13 protein-coding genes, 1 pseudogene and 1 riboswitch are annotated in these 13,830 nt (G+C 64.2%); of the genes and pseudogenes, 6 read left to right on the forward strand and 8 right to left on the reverse strand.

The genetic code is table 11. The features are described from left to right. The first annotated feature begins 192 nt into the window (after positions 1-192). Positions 193-1,497 (forward strand): glutamate--cysteine ligase 2, encoded by a 1,305-nt coding sequence (locus tag OW521_RS13520; protein ID WP_268020149.1) that lies wholly within the window; start codon positions 193-195, stop codon positions 1,495-1,497. Between the two features lie 25 nt (positions 1,498-1,522). Here OW521_RS13520 and OW521_RS13525 read toward each other — a convergent pair whose 3' ends face one another. The 4 genes from OW521_RS13525 to OW521_RS13540 form a co-directional block, all read right to left on the reverse strand. Further along, on the reverse strand, positions 1,523-2,731 hold the full coding sequence (locus OW521_RS13525) for an O-succinylhomoserine sulfhydrylase (RefSeq protein ID WP_268020150.1): 1,209 nt from the start codon (positions 2,729-2,731) through the stop codon (positions 1,523-1,525). Then, a complete protein-coding gene (locus OW521_RS13530; RefSeq protein WP_234750991.1) occupies positions 2,732-3,142 on the reverse strand; it encodes a rhodanese-like domain-containing protein in 411 nt (136 codons plus the stop codon). Then, positions 3,139-3,396 carry a DUF1737 domain-containing protein gene (locus OW521_RS13535; protein ID WP_268020152.1) on the reverse strand — a complete coding sequence of 86 codons (258 nt, stop codon included), beginning with the start codon at positions 3,394-3,396 and terminating at the stop codon, positions 3,139-3,141. The genes OW521_RS13530 and OW521_RS13535 overlap by 4 nt, the downstream gene beginning before the upstream one ends. A gap of 10 nt (positions 3,397-3,406) precedes the next feature. Further along, a riboswitch (SAM riboswitch) is annotated at positions 3,407-3,519 on the reverse strand. A 182-nt stretch (positions 3,520-3,701) separates the two neighbouring features. Then, a complete protein-coding gene (locus OW521_RS13540) occupies positions 3,702-4,061 on the reverse strand; it encodes a hypothetical protein (protein WP_268020153.1) in 360 nt (119 codons plus the stop codon). 216 nt (positions 4,062-4,277) lie between these two features. Here OW521_RS13540 and OW521_RS13545 point away from each other — a divergent pair, with 216 nt between their 5' ends. Next, positions 4,278-4,862: a hypothetical protein gene (locus OW521_RS13545; protein WP_268020154.1), complete on the forward strand. Its 585-nt coding sequence runs from the start codon at positions 4,278-4,280 to the stop codon at positions 4,860-4,862. A 41-nt stretch (positions 4,863-4,903) separates the two neighbouring features. On the opposite strand, the gene OW521_RS13550 is transcribed toward OW521_RS13545, so the two are convergent. After that, positions 4,904-5,845 (reverse strand): aminodeoxychorismate lyase, encoded by a 942-nt coding sequence (locus OW521_RS13550; RefSeq protein WP_268020155.1) that lies wholly within the window; start codon positions 5,843-5,845, stop codon positions 4,904-4,906. Between the two features lie 99 nt (positions 5,846-5,944). Here OW521_RS13550 and cls point away from each other — a divergent pair, with 99 nt between their 5' ends. Continuing rightward, on the forward strand, positions 5,945-7,417 hold the full coding sequence (gene cls, locus OW521_RS13555) for a cardiolipin synthase (RefSeq protein ID WP_442781156.1): 1,473 nt from the start codon (positions 5,945-5,947) through the stop codon (positions 7,415-7,417). A gap of 3 nt (positions 7,418-7,420) precedes the next feature. On the opposite strand, the gene OW521_RS13560 is transcribed toward cls, so the two are convergent. Next, positions 7,421-7,870: a MarR family winged helix-turn-helix transcriptional regulator gene (locus tag OW521_RS13560; RefSeq protein ID WP_268020156.1), complete on the reverse strand. Its 450-nt coding sequence runs from the start codon at positions 7,868-7,870 to the stop codon at positions 7,421-7,423. Positions 7,871-7,982: 112 nt separating this feature from the next. On the opposite strand from OW521_RS13560, the gene OW521_RS13565 reads away from it, so the two are divergent. The 3 genes from OW521_RS13565 to OW521_RS13575 all read left to right on the forward strand — a co-directional run bounded on the left by OW521_RS13565 (position 7,983) and on the right by OW521_RS13575 (position 11,136). Beyond that, positions 7,983-9,080, forward strand: a complete 1,098-nt coding sequence (locus OW521_RS13565) for an FAD-dependent oxidoreductase (protein WP_268020157.1) — start codon at positions 7,983-7,985, stop codon at positions 9,078-9,080. A 130-nt stretch (positions 9,081-9,210) separates the two neighbouring features. Then, entirely contained in the window at positions 9,211-9,519 is a 309-nt protein-coding gene (locus OW521_RS13570) for a hypothetical protein (RefSeq protein ID WP_268020158.1), read from the forward strand. Positions 9,520-9,555: 36 nt separating this feature from the next. Then, a complete protein-coding gene (locus OW521_RS13575) occupies positions 9,556-11,136 on the forward strand; it encodes an NCS1 family nucleobase:cation symporter-1 (RefSeq protein ID WP_268020159.1) in 1,581 nt (526 codons plus the stop codon). Position 11,137: 1 nt separating this feature from the next. Here the strand turns inward: OW521_RS13575 and pabB are convergent. Together pabB and OW521_RS13585 are read right to left on the reverse strand one after the other, a co-directional pair. Further along, positions 11,138-13,164: pseudogene (pabB, locus tag OW521_RS13580) on the reverse strand (aminodeoxychorismate synthase component I). Continuing rightward, on the reverse strand, positions 13,161-13,736 hold the full coding sequence (locus OW521_RS13585) for a low molecular weight protein-tyrosine-phosphatase (RefSeq protein WP_268020160.1): 576 nt from the start codon (positions 13,734-13,736) through the stop codon (positions 13,161-13,163). Before OW521_RS13585 ends, pabB begins: the two are co-directional and overlap by 4 nt. Between the last annotated feature and the right edge of the window lie 94 nt (positions 13,737-13,830).

The raw sequence follows: 13,830 nt of genomic DNA on the forward strand, positions 1-13,830 counted from the left end.
GTGGAGGAGCGGTCCGGCGTCGGATTTCGCACGATCATTCGCCGCAGCTGGGTGGCAGTCCGCGGAATCGCGGGCATCGGAAGTTCATCCAGCAGAATGATCCAGCAGAATCCGTCGGGAGTCAGACTCCGGCGCAGGCCTCCCCTGTCCCGCCCCTGTTTCCGAAAGGCTGCCATGGCGCACAATTGATCCGTGCGCACTTTTGGTGTGGAAGAGGAGTTGCTGATCGTCGATCCCGTGACCGGCGAGCCCCTTGCCCTTGCCGACGCGCTCCTTTCGGGCATGGCCCCGAACGGCGCACCCCAGAACGGCGCACCCCAGAACGGCGCACCCCGGGACGGCGCACCCCGGGACGGCCCCACCCCGGACGACCCCGAAACCAGCTTCAACCCTGAGGACATGGACGACCCCGATACCGCCCTCACCCACGAGCTCAAGCTTGAGCAGATCGAGACGCAGACCAGGCCATGCCGCAGCTACGCTGAACTGTTGCACCAGATCCGCAAAGGGCGGGGCCTCGCGAGCCACGCGGCACGGCGCCACGGTGCAAGGATCGCGGCGTTGGCCACGTCACCTGTGGACGCCGCTTTGCACACCACTCCGGATCCCCGGTATGCCGTCATGCTAGAACGCTTCGGCATCACGGCACATGAACAGCTCACCTGTGGATTCCACGTACACACCTCGATCGAGTCCCCGGAAGAAGGCGTGGTAGTCCTGGACCACATCCGCGACAAGCTCGCAGTCCTCACCGCGATCAGCGCCAATTCGCCCTTTTGGCGGGGGCTGGCGACGGGCTTTGAGAGCTACCGGACGCAAGCCTGGAACCGTTGGCCGTCCTCGGGTCCGTCGGCCGTCTTCGGTTCCTTGGCCTCCTACCGGCGGGTGGTCGGAAGGCTCATCGAAACGGGTGTCCTGCTGGATGAAGGCATGGTCTACTTCGATGCCCGGCTATCCCGGCACGTTCCCACGGTGGAAGTTCGCGTTGCCGATGTCTGCCTCCGGGCAGAGGACGCCGCGTTGATCGCGGTGCTCGTCAGGGCCTTGGTGGAGACCTCTGTGCGTGAATACCATGCCGGCATAGAGCCTGCGGCAGTGCCCACGGTGCTTTTGCGGATGGCGTCGTGGCAGGCGAGCAACTTTGGACTCCGCGGCGAACTCCTGGACTTTGGAACCTTTCGGCCCGAGCCTGCCGCCGACGTGGTCTGGTCGCTGGTGGAATATCTGGAACCGGTGCTCGCCGAACAGGGTGAATTCGATTTGGCGAAGGCCGGCGTGGCAGCCATCCTGAGCCGCGGCAACGGCGCCATCGAACAGCGTGGTGTTGCCGATCGCTGGAGCGAGAACAACGGCGGGGCGCCCGACGCCTCCGGGCTGGCCGCCGTCGTCGAGCACGCCGTTCAGATCACGATGCGATCAGAGAGGGACGAGAGCGACACGAAGCCGCAGCCTGTCCTCACCTGGGTGCGCCAGGACTGGCGCGAGGCGCCCGGCTAACCACGCCGGGGCTAACCCGCACCTGCTAGACCTGCTTGAGTGCCCGTTCCAGGTCCCGGATGAGGTCGTCCACATCCTCCAGTCCCACCGAAAGCCGTACCACACCGTCAGCCAGCCCGATGGCCGCGCGGCCTTCCGGACCCATGGCACGGTGCGTGGTGGTGGCGGGGTGGGTGATGAGGGACTTGGAGTCGCCCAGGTTGTTTGAGATGTCGATGACGGAGAGCCCGTCCAAAAGCGCGAAGGCGGCCTCTTTCGCCGAGCGCCCCGCAGAGGCGAGCAGTTCGAAGGTGAGCACCGTGCCGCCGGCCTTCATTTGCTTCGCGGCGAGCTCGTACTGCGGGTGCGACTTCAAGAGCGGGTACTTGACCCAGCTGATGGCCGGCTGTTGCTCAAGCCATTCCGCGATCCGCAGCGCTGACGCCGAGGAGTGGTTCACGCGCAGCCCCATCGTTTCGAGGCCCTTGGTCAGGACCCAGGCGTTGAACGCGGAGAGGGATGGCCCGGTGTGTCGCATGAGCTGCTTGACGGGACCGTCGATGAACTCCTTGGTGCCCATGATCGCTCCGCCCAGGACCCGGCCTTGGCCGTCGATGTGCTTGGTGCCCGAGTAGACGATCACGTCCGCGCCCAGATCGCCGCAGCGCTGCAGCAGGGGAGTGGCAAAGACATTGTCGACGACGACGGTGGCGCCCGCCGCGTGGGCCAGTTCGCTCACCGCGGCGATGTCGACGATTTCCTGCATGGGGTTCGACGGCGACTCGAAGAACACTGCCGTAGTCGGCTCGGACAACGCGGCACGCCACTGGCCCAGGTCCGGCCCGTCGACGAAGACGGTCTCGACTCCCCAGCGCGGCAGGATCTCGTTGAGGATGACGAAGCAGGAACCGAACAGTGAGCGCGCGGCAACCACCCGGTCACCGGCTGCCAGCAACGCACCGAGGGCGGTGAAGACAGCGGACATGCCCGACGCCGTCGCGAAGCACGCCTCGGTGCCTTCGAGCAGGCGGAGGCGCTCCTGGAAGGTGGCCACGGAGGGGTTGCCGTAACGGGAGTAGACGAAGCGTTCGTCCTCTCCGGTGAACGCGCGCTCGGCTGCTGCCGCGGACTCGTAGACGAAGCCGGAATTGAGGAAAACGGCCTCGGAAGTCTCCTGGAAATTGGTACGGTCAAGGCCACCGCGGACTGCCTGGGTGTCAGGGCTCCAGCCGGCGGCGTCAGGATTGAAAGTCACTTAGATGTTCCCCAGGTTCGTCGGAAGTCCACGGTTTTTCCAGCCGTTGACGGTTCGCTCGCCATAGCGGTCAGGCTCGCCTTCAAAGCCCTCCAACACGTTGTAGGCGGTGTAGCCGGCCTGTGTTGCGGCGATGGCGGCGGCGATGGAACGCTGGCCGGAACGGCAGAGGAAAACCAGCTCGGTGCCATCAGCCTCCGGGGCCTGCTGCGTCAGCTCTTCGATGAAACGCGTGTTGGGGATCCCGCCGGCAAGGTTCCACTGGATGAACAGGGGATCGTTTTCGGTGGCCTTGGTGTCTGGAATGCCGATGTGTGCCCACTCGCCTTCGGTGCGGACGTCCACCAGGATGGCGCCCTGCTCCAGTTTGGCCCAGGCGTCGTGCGGGCTCAGGTCGCCTGCGTAGCTCATGCGTGGCCCTCGCCGTCGAACTCTTCGTCGAGTGCATCCACTGCAGATGCGACTGCCGCATCCGCGCTGGCGATCGCCGCGGGGAGGACGATGGCCTGCGCCACGATCACGTCCGTGCCGTTGAAGGTGGCAGCCGGGCTGCCGTGCAGCACGTAGCCTTCCGAGAGCGCGGTGGAGATCCGCTCGCAGAATTCCTTGGTGTCGGGACCCGTGATGAGCCGGTAGGAGAGTTTTTCTTCGGTGGGTTCAGGCATTGGTGCTCCTCAGTCACGCTTGCAGTTCGAAAGTGTCGATACGCCGAGTAGTCACCTGAGGCACCCCGCCGGAGAGAGGGTTGCCGACCAGCAAGTCAGGGCTTCGCGCTGGTGCTCATTACTCAAGAAGAAAATAACATCCACGACGGCGGCCCGCACCACCGGCCGTCGTCATGTTCCGTAACCGGGGCGGCGGCCTAGCGGATCCGAGCGAAGAGCAGCGCTCGACGTCGGCCCTTGCGGGACCCGAATGCCCCTGCAAATATGTGGCAGGATCACGCATTTACCCAGCGTGGCTGGCTGAGCTAGGCCTCGGTTTCCCTCGGAAGCGGTTCCAGGCTTGCTTGGATCCGTCGTGGCAATGGTTTGGACTCTTGCACAAAATACGACGGTGAATGATGGAAGGTAGTGCCTTGATGCTTTCGGATTTCGAGCAACTCGTGGACGGATATCCCGGTGGCCGTGGCCAAGGCATGCAGCGAGAGGCTGTTGTGATGAGCTAAGGCAAAAACCACGCCTGACAGGGCTTCGAAACCTTCTGTCTCGTAGATTTCCTGTACCAAGTTGGACATGGCATTCGCATCGTCGATTGATCCCGCTGACGCGGCAGTCGCCATGGCAGTCAGCGACCATGCAGCGGAGTCGGGGCTGATGTAAATGCTCATGACGACACCCTACGGACTCAAGCCCACTTGTGGAATGGGCGGAAACGTTTCCTCGCCAACCCAAGCCTGATGCGCCGGCCCCAGAACCGGCGCATCAGACGTTTTTATCCGGCTGGGTGCCGCTGGCCCTAGAGGCAGATCGCCCTCCCCCAGCAGGGTTCACGAAACTAGTTAACTACCGCGGCCATGGCGGCACAATAGAGTGTAGCGAGCCAAATGACCCTGCCCGCTACACTCGGATTCATGTCGGGTCATGGGGGAACCAGAACGGTAGCGGTATTGCTGGCGGGGCTGCTGCTCGCCGCCGGGATATCCGGCTGTGAATATACCGACGCCGGTGATCCGCGGCCGGCTGCCGCACCCATGCGGACTTCTCCGCCGCGGGTCCCGGTGCCCACCAAGGATCAGGCCACAGCCGCCCTTGAAGCCAACAACCTGGTTATCGCTAGACACCTGCTCGGGCAAGCATCCGGGGCAGTGATCCTGGAGGACTCCGGCGCCGTGGGCGGCGCGGTCAGCGGAGTCAGCAAGAGCACCAAGGTAGAGACCGCCGGCTCGTACACCGTGACGGCGGCCTGCGTTGGTGCTCCGGAGGTCCAGATGGTCATCGGCCAGGATCCGCGGACCGGGTTGGCCCCACAGGACCAGACGTTCGATTGCTCCGCCCCATACACGGGAGTTGTTCAGCTGCAGCCGGGGCCGGTCAGCGTCCAGATCCATGTGGCGCGTGCCAACTCGGGCGCCTCCGCCTCTGCCGGAGCTGGAGAAGTCGCCGCGGTGAGGATTACGGCCAGTGGCTGAGAGGCGAGGCAGATCCTGAGTCAGTAGTGCCGCGATGGCGCCTATTCAATCCCCGCGAACAGCTCGTTGAGCTCGGCCGTGAGCTGCTTGCGCATTGCCGGGGTGCCGATCTCCCTGCCATCTATGTGGTTGACCGGCGCGATGAGCCTGATGCTTGAGATCAGCCACACGGCGTCGGCGTCGAACAGGTCGTTCGGGACCAACGGGCCGTAGCCGAGCTCCCAGCCGGCCGCCTTCGCTTTTGCGAAAAGTGCGTCTTGCGAGGTGCCGGGGAGGATGCCGCTGTCCAGTTGCGGAGTGATGAGGCGCTTGACCGTGCGCACGGAACCGGCGCCGTCGTCCACCGTTTCAACATGCGCCAGCAAAACGGTGGAGGTCGGGCCTTCTAGGACTCGGCCGTCTGTTGAGGTGAAGATCGCGTCGTCCGCGCCTTGCTTGTGCGCATAGCGCAGAGCGGCCATGTTCACGGCATAGGACAAAGTCTTGGCACCGAGCAGCAGCCAGGGGGCGCGCTCGCCCGCATCCGTGTCGAAGCCGCGGTCAAGAAGTACGACGTCGATGCCCGTCTCGCGCTGCCGGCGACTGCCCGCGGGGGACGGCGAAGCCTGGATCCAGCATGTGGGAGTCGAAGCGCCTTCGACGCCGCGTGTCACCAGAAGCTTGATGACTACTTCGTCCTCGGCCGGGCTCGGCGCGGGGAACGCGTCGCGGAATTCGGTGATTGCAGTGTTGATCGCCTTGCGCCATACCTCTTGATCGGGAATGTTCAAGTCCAGAGCGCGGGCTGAGCTCTCGAGCCTGTTCAAATGGGCCTGTACTTTCCGTGCCCGGCCCTCGAGGGCGAGCAGCGATTCGAAGACGCCGTCACCTCGGGTGGCGCCCAGGTCCGTGGCCATGAGCTGCGGCTGGCTGGAATCGGCGATGCGGCCGTTTTCGAACGCGGGATCCAGGAAAACGAGGACCGTCGAGGCAGGAAAAGTCATGCTTCCAGCTTAGTGCTGGCCCGCAGCACGTGAGGTCAGCAGCGGTGCGCCAGATAGGCTGTGCTGACTGCTAGTTCTTTTGACCGTGGGGGTTGTCGAGTGCTGTTTCCTTTTCAGCTCGGGATGGAGTGGACCTGGCTCCTGGGCGCGTGGGCGATCGCTGAAATCATCCTGCGCATCGTGCTGCTTGGGGTCATCCCGGGGAACCGCCGTCCCACCACGGCCATGGCCTGGCTCCTGGCCGTCTTCCTCGTCCCTTCCGTCGGTTTCGTCCTCTTCCTGTTGTTCGGCAATTTTCGGCTGTCCCGCCGTCGTCGTGAGCAGCAAGAGGAGGTCAACGAACGGGTGCGTGCCGGCACCTCGGCGATCGCCTCCGCCGTCAGTACATACTCCGGACCCGAATGGGTGACGTCGGCGGGTGAACTGAACCGGCGGCTCGGCTCGCTGCCGATGGTGGACGGCAACTCCGTGGAGCTGATCCCCGGCTACGAGGAATCACTCAAGGCCATGGCTGAAGCCGTGCGGGGGGCCAAAAAGTTCGTCAACGCGGAGTTCTACATCATGAGCAGCGACTCCGTCACCGACGAACTCCTCACCGAGTTGGAAAACGCGGCCGCGCGCGGTGTCAACGTGCGGCTCCTGTTCGACCACATCGGAACGCTGCGGATACCGGGTTACCGAAGGCTGGTACGCAGGCTCAGGGGTGGCCAGATCCAGTGGCGCCGCATGCTGCCTCTGTTGCCCGTCCTCGGTCAGTGGCGCCGTCCCGATTTGCGGAACCACCGGAAAATCCTGGTGATCGACGGCGAAGTTGCCTTCACCGGCTCCCAGAACCTGATTGAGCCCTCCTATAACAACCCCAAGCACCGACGCGCCGGCCGTAAATGGGTGGAGCTCATGGCCCGCATGGAGGGGCCGATCGTTGCCACCCTCAACGTCGTCTTCGCCACCGACTGGCTCAGCGAAACGGACGAGTCCCTCGAAAACCAATTGCAGGTCTCGGTCCGAGCGGCGCCCGGCAGGATGACCGCCCAGGTGGTCCCCAGTGGCCCGGGATTTGTCACGGAAAACAACCTGCGCCTCTTCAACACGTTGATCTACTCGGCCCAGCACCGCATCTCGATTTGCAGCCCTTACTTCGTGCCTGACGATTCGCTCCTGTATGCCATCACGACGGCGGCCCAGCGTGGCGTGGATGTGGAACTTTTTGTGTCCGAGAAGGGCGACCAGTTCCTGGTGCATCACGCGCAGCGGTCCTACTACGAAGCGCTCTTGGAAGCCGGAGTGCGGATCTACCTGTACCGGGCACCGTACGTGCTGCACGCCAAGCACTTCACGATCGACGATGAAGTTGCGGTTCTCGGTTCAAGCAACATGGACATGCGCTCCTTCTCCCTCAACATGGAGGTCTCCGTGATGCTCCTGGGTGCGGAGGCCGTGGACAGTATGCGCTCCGTGGAGTTTTCGTACCGGGAAATGTGCCGCGAACTGACCCTGGACGATTGGCTGGACCGGCCGATGCTTGCCAAGTACGTGGACAACGTGGCGCGATTGACGGCGACGCTGCAATAAGGGTCAATCCTCGGCGCAGGCTTCGTCTGCGGGTTCGGCATGGATCCGCGACAGCAGCCCGTGGAGTTGGAAGAGTTCATTCGCGGAGAATCCGGCAAAGGCCTCGCGTTCGACGTCGGCCACGGCAACTTCGATCGAACCCACCGCGCGTTTGCCTTCCGCGGTGATTTCCACGATATGGCGGCGGCGGTCCGCTGGATCGCGGCGGCGTTCTGCGAGCCCGTCGCGTTCAAGATCGTTCAATACGGCCACGAGTGCGCTGGCGTCGATCGAGAGGATATCGATGAGGCCTTGCTGGCTGATGGGCCCCGACTCGTCGAGCCGGCACAAGAGGACCGCATGCCTCGGACTAAGACCGGAGAAGTCCAGCGCTTGGCGAAGACGAGTGTTCATGATGCGCCCGTGGCGCGCCAAGAGAAACCCCAATTGTTTGCCCGCTGCTGAAGGACTCATCGAGAAAATCTTATCACTGAGGAAATTATTGTTCATTTTAAATCGTTGTGATTCATGAACGATCTGAGCGGCACCAGCCGAGCAGCGTGAGCTTCTTACCTAAGGAGTTGCCATGAATGATCAGGCCCATCGCCCCACTGCGGTGGTTATCGGCGGAGGCTACGGTGGCATCGCGGTAGCCAAGGCGCTCGACGAACATGCGATCGTCACCTTGGTGGAGCCCAAGGACGCCTTCGTCCACAACATCGCGGCGCTACGCTCCGTGGTCCAGCCCGACTTCCTGCCGCGCATGTTCCTGCCGTACGACCGGCTGCTGGTGCACGGCGAAGTGTTGCGCGATCGAGCTGTCAGGGTGGACGGACACACGGTCGAGTTGGCTTCGGGGGCCAATTTGATGCCGGACTATATTGTTCTCGCCAGTGGTTCCAGCTACCCCTTCCCGGCCAAAAGTGATCGGCTGGTCACCACCGACGCCATCGCCCGCTATCAAGCCGCACATGATGACCTCAAACGGGCCAGCAGGGTGATGCTCCTTGGTGCCGGGGCGGTGGGCCTTGAATTCGCTGGCGAGATCGCGTCCGCATGGCCGGACAAGGATATTGTGCTGGTGGATCTGGCGCCGGACATCCTTCCCGGACCGTACGATCCACGGCTGCGGGTGGAGGTCAACCGGCAGCTGGATGGTCTCGGCGTGCGGCGAATCATGGGCAGCGCGTTGGTACAGCTGCCCCCGGTTCCCGCCGGGGAGTTCGGCACTTTCACGGTCAACACCACGGACGGCACGGCCATCGAGGCGGACATCTGGTTCCGCTGCTACGGGATCGCCCCACAGACCGACTATGCGGCGGGGGACCTCCTTGGCGCACGGACGCCGGAGGGCTACCTGGAAGTCACCCCGGAACTCCGCGTGGTGGGCTTCGAGAACGTCTATGCCTTAGGCGATATCTCGGCGATCGACGTCAACAAAGCCGGCGTCGCCGGACGCGAGGCCGCGGTGGTTGCCAAGAACATCCAGGCCCAGATCGACGGCTCAGCCGAGTTGGCCGCTTATCCGCCGTCGCGGCCCGTCATCATTCTTCCGTTGGGGCCCGCGGGCGGCTCAGGACAACTGCCCGACGGCGAGATCGCCAGCCCGGAGCTGATCTCCCAGATCAAGGGCCAACACATGATGATCGACCGGTATGCGGAGATGCTAAACCTGACGGCCTGAGCGTCCACAAGCAAGTTCATGGACGTCAGGCAAGCTCAGGAGTACGCTGGCCAGTACCCGGCTCTAGCTGATCCGGGGGTGTTGCTGCGTCGATGCGGACGTTAGTTCAATCACTTCCTGGGGGGATTTGATGACGACACTTGTCCAAGCCGAGGACGAATCGCACCTTCGCGTGGACGCGGACGCCGTTCCTGCCGTCGAACCGACTGATGGCAATGTGCCGTCAGGTGCGCATAGTGCGAATGTCACGATGGAAGACGCCGGTGATGGGATCCTCCGGATCACGTTGCGCCCAAAAAGCCGGATCACCGCAGAGGATGGAAACCTGGTCCGGGAGCGGTATCTGGCTCTGACGGGCGGCGCGGGGGCCGCGGTGTTGCTGCAGATTACGGCCGCAGCCGGGGGCTTTCCTTCCTGCCGCGATGGGGCGATTCTGTAATTCCAAGCATGTTTGGAAGCGTTCTTCGGAGGCATCATGGTGCGGAAAAATGAAACCCCGGCCGTACAGGCACCACCGGAGCCGAGTGTTGAACACCCGGAGAAGGTTCGGATCCTGGCCGAAGGCCGAGTGGTCAGCGACCGGCTGTGGAACGAGGACCTCGCCCCGGCCAGGCAACGGAACTGGAGGGTCCGCAGCCTCTTCGCCCTGTGGATGTGCGACGTCCACAGCATCGCCGGTTACACCTTCGCCGCGGGCCTCTTCATCACTGGATTGGTGGGCTGGCAGGTCTTCCTGGCACTCGTCCTTGGCATCACCCTGGTCTATTTCCTCATGAACTTCGCGGGGACTGCGGGGCAGAAGACCGGCGTCCCTTATCCGGTCCTGGCACGGATGTCCTTCGGCCTCTTCGGCGCCAACCTCGCGGCCCTCATCCGGGCGCTCATTGCCATTGCCTGGTACGGCATCCAGACGTGGCTCGCCTCGGAAGCAGTGTTGGTGCTGTTGTTCTCGGTATGGCCGCAACTGACCTCCCTCGACGGCCCGGACGTGCCGCGCATCCTTGGCCTGACGCCGCTCGGATGGGCTGCTTTCCTGGTCCTCTGGGCGGTCCAGCTGCTGGTCATCCGCCGGGGCATGGAGACGGTCCGGAAATTCCAGGATTGGGCCGGCCCTGCCATCTGGGTGGCCATGTTCGCGCTCGCGGTCTACATCCTGACTCAAGCGGGTGACAAGTTCAGCCTCTCGATTCCGGGTGTCGCGCCCCTGGACGGCCCCGCGGCGCTTACGCAGTTCTTCTCCGCCATCGCCCTGACGGTCACCTACTTCTCGGCACTGCTCCTGAACTTCTGCGATTTCTCCCGGTTCTCCCCGGATCGCAGGACCATCCTGCGCGGAAACTTCTGGGGCCTGCCAGTGAACTTCATCGCCTTCGCCCTTGTCACGGTGGTGGTCACCGCCGGGGCGGCGTCCTACTTCACCGCAGACCAGTACCGCGGCCAGGACATGTTCAAGGTCATCACCGACCCCGTCGCGATCGTTCAGGCCATCAAGAATCCGTGGATCACCATCATCGCCGCTGTCACGTTTGTGGTGGCCACGATCGGCATCAACGTGGTGGCAAACTTCGTCTCAGCCTCCTACGACCTCGCCAACGTGGCCCCGCATAGGATCGACTTCCGCCGCGGCGGCCTTATCAGTGCAGTCTTGGCGATCGTGATCCTGCCGTGGAACCTCTTCAGCAGCCCGGTGGTGATTGTGTACTTCCTGGGCGGCCTGGGCGCGCTGCTTGGCCCGCTGTTCGGGGTCATCTTCACCGACTTCTTCCGCATCCGGCACCAGCGCTGCAAGGTCTCGGACCTGTACCACGAGGACGAGAAGGGCCTCTACTTCTATACCAAGGGCTGGAATCTCAAGGCCATCGCCGCGCTGGTTCCGGCCGCCGTCGTCGCCGGTGTCATGGCGCTGGTCCCGGCACTGCAGGCCTTCCTCCCGGGAGGCTCGGGCCTGGGCCCGTATTCATGGTTCGTAGGGGCCATCCTCGCCAGCCTCATCTACTACACGATTACCCGCAACGATCCCAGAACGGTCCGCGCCCGCACGGAAGAGCACGACTGACTCAGCCCTCGGGGAACTCCGCGCCCAGCGCCGAGAGCACCCCGAATGCCTTGGTCCGGATTTCTTCGTATTCGTCCAAGGGCGTGGAGTCCGCCGTGATGGCTCCACCGACGCCGAGACTGAGCATCCGTCCGCCGTCGCCGTCCGGACCCATCACCAAAGTCCGGATCACGACGGCGAGGTCCGTCGCCGCGTTGAGCGAAAAGTAGCCGATGGCGCCGGAGTAGATCCCGCGAGGGCCGGACTCCAGCTGGTCCAGGATGTCCATGGTGCTGATCTTCGGGGCGCCCGTCATGGACCCAGCGGGGAATGCGGCGGCCACGGCCTCGGCCCGGGGGTTCCCGGCCGCAACTGGGCGTCGATGGTGCTCACCATCTGGTGCACCGTGGCGTAGCTTTCCACCGCGCATAGCCGGCTGACAGTCACCGATCCGGGCACAGCAAAATGACTCAAATCATTGCGGAGCAGGTCCACGATCATGATGTTCTCGGCACGGTCTTTGAGGGAGGATTCGAGGCCACGCCGCAGCGCATCGTCGATGACGGGATCGTTCGCCCGGGCCCTGGTGCCCTTGATCGGCTCGGCCCGCATGCCGCCGTCGGAGGTTATCCGAAGGAAGCGCTCCGGCGAGGTGCTGGCTACCGTCAGCTCGCCGAACCGCAAGTAGCTCGCGAAAGGCGCGGGGTTGCGGTCACGCAGCGCGAGGTAGCTCTCCCACGGGTCGAGTCCCGGATCCGCGGCGCTCACGGTGGTGGTCAGGCAGACCTCGTACGTGTTGCCCTCGGCGATCTGGTGCTGGGCGTCAGTGATTTTGCCTTTGTATTCGTCTTCGGTGTCGCGGCTGGAAAAGCTCGGAACCGGCGGTGTTCCCGGCACCGGCAGCGGCTTCTCCGAGGAGCGCCCGACGGCGCGACGCACCCGGGCGAGCCACTCGCCGTCGTCGGGGTCAAGGGTGAGGGCCCAGACGTGGCCGCTCTGGTGGTCGAGGACCACCGCCCGGCCGGCGAAGATCAGTTGGGCGTCCGGGGTGTGCGATCGTACGTTGGACCCGCCCGTCTCGCGCTTCAACTCGTACCCCAAGTAGCCGAGCCAGCCGAGGGTGAATCCGCATCCATAGCCATCGGGGCCTTTGAGCGTTCGGCGACCCCAAACCGAGTTGAGCCAACGGAAGAACAGTCCTTCCGCGGCCACGGATGCCTGGCCGGCCGTAATGGTGGTGACTCCATCGGAGTGCCGGGCCCATTGTCCGAAGGCTCCCGAATCGTCGGCCATGATGCTGAAGCGGCGGCGATCCGCGCCCGGAGCCGTGCTGTTGCCGGAAGCGTTGGAGGAATCCAGCCATACTGCCCGCGGCGAATCGCCATACAGCTCGGAAAACAAGGCCGCCGGATCCGGGAGCACGCCCTCATGGCGCTCGTAGTTCAAACTCAAACCGCGGCGTGCCGAGAGCTCGGGAGCCAACACGGGGGAGAGGGAGGGGAGGTAGTTCAGCGCTTGCAGCACGTCCTCCGGGGCATTGCCGTCCGCCCGGTTCCGGACCCTGATGTCAAGGTGTTCGAGGACGTCGTCGGTCTCCAGCCACTCGTCTTCCTGGGATGCCCAACTGTCCCAGAACTGTTCGTAGCTGCTGCCGTCCCGGGCCAATGCGCGGTGCTTGCGTTCGTCGTCGGGGACGTCTACCCAAACCACGGCGTCCAGCATGGGCCGGGCGGCGCTGGCGGCCGCCCCGACGCCCTCCACAATGACGATCTCGGCGGGCAAGGTCACGTGGCTGCGGCCGTCGTAGTGTTTCTCCCAGTCCCAACTGACCCATTCGGCCGCATCGCCGTTGTGCAGTGGTGCCAGGACGGTGGTGACGTACCGCTCGATGCCCGCGGCGAGGCCGTTCCAGTCCGGATAGATGTCCTCAAGATGGAACAGCGACACCTTGTGATGCATGCGGAGACGGGCGGCCAGTTCGACGGCGAGGGTGGTCTTTCCGGCGCCGGAGCGGCCATCGACGGCGATGATCACGGGTGCTGGGGTCATGAAATAGAGCGTACCTGCTGCGGGTCGAGGTGCTGTGCCTGCTGCCCGGCGCCCGGATGTCCTGCTGCGAGGGCGGCCCGCGTGTGGGCTACGATCCCGGGGACGGCCGCGCGGATGAGGTTCCACGTGACGTCGAAATCGTGGTGGCCGCCGTACCAAGGATCCTCGATGCCCAGATCCAGGGTGCTCCGGCCGGCCACCGCGGGGTCGAAACTGCGCAGCATCCGGATTTTGGCGAGCGTTTGTGAGTCCGGGGCGGCCTCGTGCAGCCAGCCGTAGTGGTCCACATCGAGGGCCAGGATCAAGTCCCGTTCCCGGAACCATTCCTGCCGCCAACTCCTGGCCACGTGCTTCTCAGAGCGGATGCGGTGCGCCGAAAGGACACGGGCGGCGCGTGGGTCGATGGGGTGCCCGGCCTCGTATGACGTGGTCCCAGCGGAGTCCACCACAACCGCCCCACCCAACCCTCCGGCGTCGAACGCTTCGGTCAACATCAGCTCAGCCATGGGCGAGCGGCAGATGTTCCCCGTGCAGACGGTGATGATGCGGTATGGGCTCGACGCTGAGTACATGCAGCAAGCATGGGGGATGCCACCCCGTCTTGGCTAGTCAAAAAGTTGGGAGATTAGAGAATTTGTAAAGTCGCTGTTGTGGGCGTAAAAGTGG

It is taken from the genome of Arthrobacter sp. MMS18-M83 (genome assembly GCF_026683955.1).
GTDB lineage: Bacteria > Actinomycetota > Actinomycetes > Actinomycetales > Micrococcaceae > Arthrobacter.

Coding starts and splice junctions, on each gene's coding strand:
- OW521_RS13560 (WP_268020156.1), bottom strand. CDS start 7,870: ATGAGTCCTTCAGCAGCGGGCAAACAATTGGGGTTTCTCTTGGCGCGC.
- OW521_RS13535 (WP_268020152.1), bottom strand. CDS start 3,396: ATGCCTGAACCCACCGAAGAAAAACTCTCCTACCGGCTCATCACGGGT.
- OW521_RS13585 (WP_268020160.1), bottom strand. CDS start 13,736: ATGTACTCAGCGTCGAGCCCATACCGCATCATCACCGTCTGCACGGGG.
- OW521_RS13545 (WP_268020154.1), top strand. CDS start 4,278: ATGACCCTGCCCGCTACACTCGGATTCATGTCGGGTCATGGGGGAACC.
- OW521_RS13575 (WP_268020159.1), top strand. CDS start 9,556: ATGGTGCGGAAAAATGAAACCCCGGCCGTACAGGCACCACCGGAGCCG.
- OW521_RS13565 (WP_268020157.1), top strand. CDS start 7,983: ATGAATGATCAGGCCCATCGCCCCACTGCGGTGGTTATCGGCGGAGGC.
- OW521_RS13530 (WP_234750991.1), bottom strand. CDS start 3,142: ATGAGCTACGCAGGCGACCTGAGCCCGCACGACGCCTGGGCCAAACTG.
- OW521_RS13540 (WP_268020153.1), bottom strand. CDS start 4,061: ATGAGCATTTACATCAGCCCCGACTCCGCTGCATGGTCGCTGACTGCC.
- OW521_RS13550 (WP_268020155.1), bottom strand. CDS start 5,845: ATGACTTTTCCTGCCTCGACGGTCCTCGTTTTCCTGGATCCCGCGTTC.
- OW521_RS13570 (WP_268020158.1), top strand. CDS start 9,211: ATGACGACACTTGTCCAAGCCGAGGACGAATCGCACCTTCGCGTGGAC.